6 protein-coding genes are annotated in these 3681 nt (G+C 58.9%); 1 reads left to right on the top strand and 5 read right to left on the bottom strand.

Annotation, left to right across the window (positions count from 1 at the left end):
- Nucleotides 1-74: 74 nt before the first annotated feature.
- Complete coding sequence (locus G3480_RS25430) at nucleotides 75-329, top strand: IS4 family transposase (RefSeq protein WP_338114223.1); 255 nt, start codon at nucleotides 75-77, stop codon at nucleotides 327-329.
- On the opposite strand, the gene G3480_RS25425 is transcribed toward G3480_RS25430, so the two are convergent.
- From G3480_RS25425 to G3480_RS25405, 5 genes are all read right to left on the bottom strand, one after another.
- Entirely contained in the window at nucleotides 281-934 is a 654-nt protein-coding gene (locus G3480_RS25425) for a hypothetical protein (RefSeq protein WP_164657005.1), read from the bottom strand. The two genes, G3480_RS25430 and G3480_RS25425, sit on opposite strands and share 49 nt — an antisense overlap.
- Nucleotides 931-1188 (bottom strand): hypothetical protein, encoded by a 258-nt coding sequence (locus G3480_RS25420; protein ID WP_164657004.1) that lies wholly within the window; start codon nucleotides 1186-1188, stop codon nucleotides 931-933. The genes G3480_RS25425 and G3480_RS25420 overlap by 4 nt, the downstream gene beginning before the upstream one ends.
- A complete protein-coding gene (locus tag G3480_RS25415) occupies nucleotides 1185-2021 on the bottom strand; it encodes a Fic family protein (RefSeq protein WP_164657003.1) in 837 nt (278 codons plus the stop codon). The genes G3480_RS25420 and G3480_RS25415 overlap by 4 nt, the downstream gene beginning before the upstream one ends.
- Before the next feature lie 37 nt (nucleotides 2022-2058).
- Nucleotides 2059-2916: a hypothetical protein gene (locus tag G3480_RS25410; RefSeq protein WP_164657002.1), complete on the bottom strand. Its 858-nt coding sequence runs from the start codon at nucleotides 2914-2916 to the stop codon at nucleotides 2059-2061.
- The coding region (locus tag G3480_RS25405; protein ID WP_206171893.1) for a restriction endonuclease subunit S domain-containing protein at nucleotides 2917-3681 on the bottom strand (765 nt) is incomplete at its 5' end.

The raw sequence follows: 3681 nt of genomic DNA, 5'->3' as shown, positions 1-3681 counted from the left end.
GTTTGCGCGTCATCTCAACCCTCCGCTTGCCTTCACTTTACGCTTAGAGGGCTGTCTCAAATTTCGGGTCCACTATATTTGACGAGGCCGAGTGGAAAGCCCTCTACCTCGTCACCCAGCGCCAAGAACCGCCGGAGGCGCCCTCCTCGCTCGATACCATGATCCGTCTGGTCGCCACCCTCGGGGGCTTCCTCAACCGCAAGCGCGACGGCTTCCCGGGGCCACAAACCCTGTGGATCGGACCGCAGCGAGCCGCTGACTTTGCACTCGCTCTCGAGGCTCAACGCGCCCTTGAGAGTAAACGGAGTGTCGATAGTAGTTCTGGGTAAAGATGTGGCTGATAGAACCCCTGCTCGCCGGACAGTCCTTCGCGATAGCGCCAGACCTTGCGCCGCAGCAATTCGCCGATCAACGGAGACAAACGGGTGTTGATCTGCGACTCACCCGGCTCGAACGGGAAAAGCGCCATGTTCAACCGGCTGATCACCCGCAGCAGGAAGCCGCCGAGGCTGCCACACAGCACCTCAGCGCCATCCGGGCCCGCGACCAGCACCTGGATCTCGGTGGGTTGATAGGCATGCTGGCCCGCGGGCAGTCCGAGCAACAGCCCGCCGCGCCCCTCCGCCGTCCAGGCATCCTGCACGTAACCGACGACGGCCAGCAGAAAGGCCCAAGGGGTCGCGAGCACCCACGGCATGACAGGCAGGCCGTCGGCACCGCTCCAATCGCCCGACAGGATGTAGTCCGGGCTGGCGGAGGGGATCTGGGGCACCGCCACCATGCGTCCCTTGCACCAGTTCTGATCAGTCTTGATTCCCGCCGGGTCCAATGGGTCGAGTGAGGCCAAGGCATCACCCTGCCACTGTGCCAGACGACTCGCCTCGGCCAGCACGCGGACCAGCAACGGGGTTGCCTGTGCCTGCTCGGCGGTCATGTCCCACAGGTCGCGCTCCAGCGTCGCCAATCCCGTCGCTGAAAGGGGTCCGTCGCCAGAATGGCCGCCACCGCCTCACCGTCGGTGCTCAGACTCGCGCGCCCGCGCAACAGCCGCTGGCTGATGATCCAATGACGCCAATCCGTGCTGGGGTGCGCGATACCGTCGAGCAGCCGGTCGTTGTGTTTGTCGCCTGCGCGGCAACTGCCGCTTGAGAACAAGGTCAGCAGAGGCTTGAACGCGATGCCTGTCATTCCCCATCCCCGCCGTTGTGCCGACGATTGCGCCTCGCCTGCTGCTCGCTCGCCTGTTGGACCAGGTGCCGCGTCGCCTCGTACGAGTGCTGACAGAATGCCCGGAACGGTGCCTCCTGGGCCTCGGCAGGCCAAACGCCGGTTTCGGCGGTGAGTTGCCCGCTTGCCAGTTCGTACTGGGCCAGGATGTCGATGTACGCCTTGCGGTCGCGCACGTCGATCACCACCGGCAGGTGGCCAGAACGCAATACCGGGATGTTGCTCAACAGGCGGGCCATGCGCCCGTTGCCGTCCCAGAACGGGTGCACATGCACAAATCCCAGATGCAGCCGGGCATAAGCATCGACCGCTTCCGTCTCGCTTAATTGTTCGCCAGCGAGCCGATTGAGCTCGGCCAGCCACTCGGTCATCAGCGCGGGCACGTCTTCGGGTGCGGCATATTCGATGAAGGTCTGGCGCCCCTCCTCGGTGACGGCATAGGTTCCGTTTGGCTCCAACTTCCACACCCCATAGGGCTTGTAGATGTCCGCCACAGCCTCCGACTGCACCGCGCGATGCAGCTCGAACAGGTGCGATTCGGTGACTGTCCCGCCCAGCCCCTGGTAGATCAGCTCGATGGCCCGCGCATGCCCCATCACCTCCTGGTGATCCTTGAGCGGCTTGCCGGAAACCGTCAGCCCCTCCTCGATGACGAACTTGGTCTCGCCTAAGGTGAGGGTGTTGCCCTCAAGCGCGGTGGAGGTATGGGTCCAGAGGTCGCGGATCTGGGCGAGCAGGGCCGCGCGCAGGTCAGGGTCGAGGCCCCGGAAGGCTTGGAGGTTGGTTATGTTCATCGGACGATGAATGTGCTACGGCTTCGTATGCTGTAGGTCACTCGATCTTGCCTGCATTGATTTCTTGAAGGGCTTGCTGGAACGGCAAGTCTTCATCGTCGATTGCGTTCTTGACTTGGTCATAAGCTCGAATATCATCGAGTTCCTCGATTTCCTCCATGATGACTTTCCATTCGGAATAAGGGATGATCACGGCCTTCTTGTTCAGATTCTCGTCTACAATATATTCGGCATGGATGTTCATGGCATGGCCTCTATAGAAAATGCATGAAATAGCCGCAGCCCGTCGCGTTTGATTTTCGCGATCAGCGCCGGGTTGGCTAAGCTCCGAAAAATAATTGGATTCTAGCTCGATTAATTCGCCACAAAGGCACGAAGGGCACAAAGAAAAGCAAGTAATTAACTCTGTGATCTTTGTGTCTTTGTGGTGAATAAAGATGAAGCTTAAGACGTTGTAGGCAAAGGCGTTGGTCAGCAGGTAGATGCCCCACTGGTCGAATGGCGGATAGTGAAATGGCCGATAGAAGGCCATCGCATCGGCGGGCAGGCGCTGCCAATCCAGCTTGCGGACCTTTGCGCGCGGATCCTTTACCGCACCCCAGACAGATTCCGGGGTGACACCCGTTGGGGTCGTATCTTTGAACCGCTCCTTGATGCCCTTCAGTTCATCTTGCGTGTTGCGCCGAACCGGGCTGCGTTGGGTTGCCTCAGCGATGACAACCGAGGCGCCGTCGTAGGTATCGCCTTCCGGAAGGTCTCCGGGCGCAAGGTCCATGGTCCCACCCAAGGCGACAAGCTGGTGCTCTCCCAGCCATTGCCAGACGGTTTCCATCTCCTGGTCGTAGATGGGTTGGAGGTCCATTTCCTGAAGGGGGTTGGCGCGGGGCTTTGGCATCTAGGCTTCCAGCTCCTGGGTTGCTTTCTCCAGCACCTCGTAAAGCTGCTCGAGGTTAGGAAAGAGCGGTTCACGGTCGCCGTCCCATCCATCCACTTTCAATCGCGAGAAAACTGCGTGGTCGAGCGACCTATCACCAGACGCAAGTGCACGTTGGGCAGCGATAAGTTGATCTTCACTCACTTCTCCTTCGACAAGTCCCTCGACCATCGAAACTGCAGCGCCGAGGAGTTTTGACGCAAGTCTCTTCGCCACAACGTATGTGACTACCTTTTCTTCGATCTCGTTTCTCAACTCTTCGTCGAAAATGGGTATGAGCAACCCCTTCACAGATGGATAGTCGAGCGCATCCCTCGTACCACCAATCGCGGATCTTTCCACCTGCAACTTCACAAACCGCGAATTCAGTGCTGCGCAAACGTATCCCGCGCCCCATGTATCTTCAACATCGAACCGAGCTGAATGCTGGTTGATATTCATCGGCAAATCATCTTCGGAAACATAAGCAGCAGTTCCTGGGTAACCGGTGATAGTGAAGACCACGTCGGCTTCCTTACAACGACTCCGCCTCAGATCGACATCAGCATCTTCGTCAATAAAGACGTAATCGACATGACTGATGCAATACGGCTTTATATTCTGAACACGCGCGAAGAAAACGCCTTCTGACAACGATGAGGTGCTGCCGATCGAGTTCGGTGAACTCAGTGTCAACCATGAGTGGCAGCGCGTGGATTTCGCAAAGACGTTCGCTGACCCCATCGT

The sequence above is a fragment of the Thiorhodococcus mannitoliphagus genome (assembly GCF_010915725.1).
GTDB lineage: Bacteria > Pseudomonadota > Gammaproteobacteria > Chromatiales > Chromatiaceae > Thiorhodococcus > Thiorhodococcus mannitoliphagus.
Note: the sequence above shows the minus strand (reverse complement) of the source record. Positions and strands in the feature narration are given on the sequence as shown.

Excerpts from the sequence above, each read along its gene's own strand:
- G3480_RS25420 (WP_164657004.1), bottom strand. The coding sequence starts at position 1,188 with ATGACAGGCATCGCGTTCAAGCCTCTGCTGACCTTGTTCTCAAGCGGC.
- G3480_RS25425 (WP_164657005.1), bottom strand. The coding sequence starts at position 934 with ATGACCGCCGAGCAGGCACAGGCAACCCCGTTGCTGGTCCGCGTGCTG.
- G3480_RS25415 (WP_164657003.1), bottom strand. The coding sequence starts at position 2,021 with ATGAACATAACCAACCTCCAAGCCTTCCGGGGCCTCGACCCTGACCTG.
- G3480_RS25410 (WP_164657002.1), bottom strand. The coding sequence starts at position 2,916 with ATGCCAAAGCCCCGCGCCAACCCCCTTCAGGAAATGGACCTCCAACCC.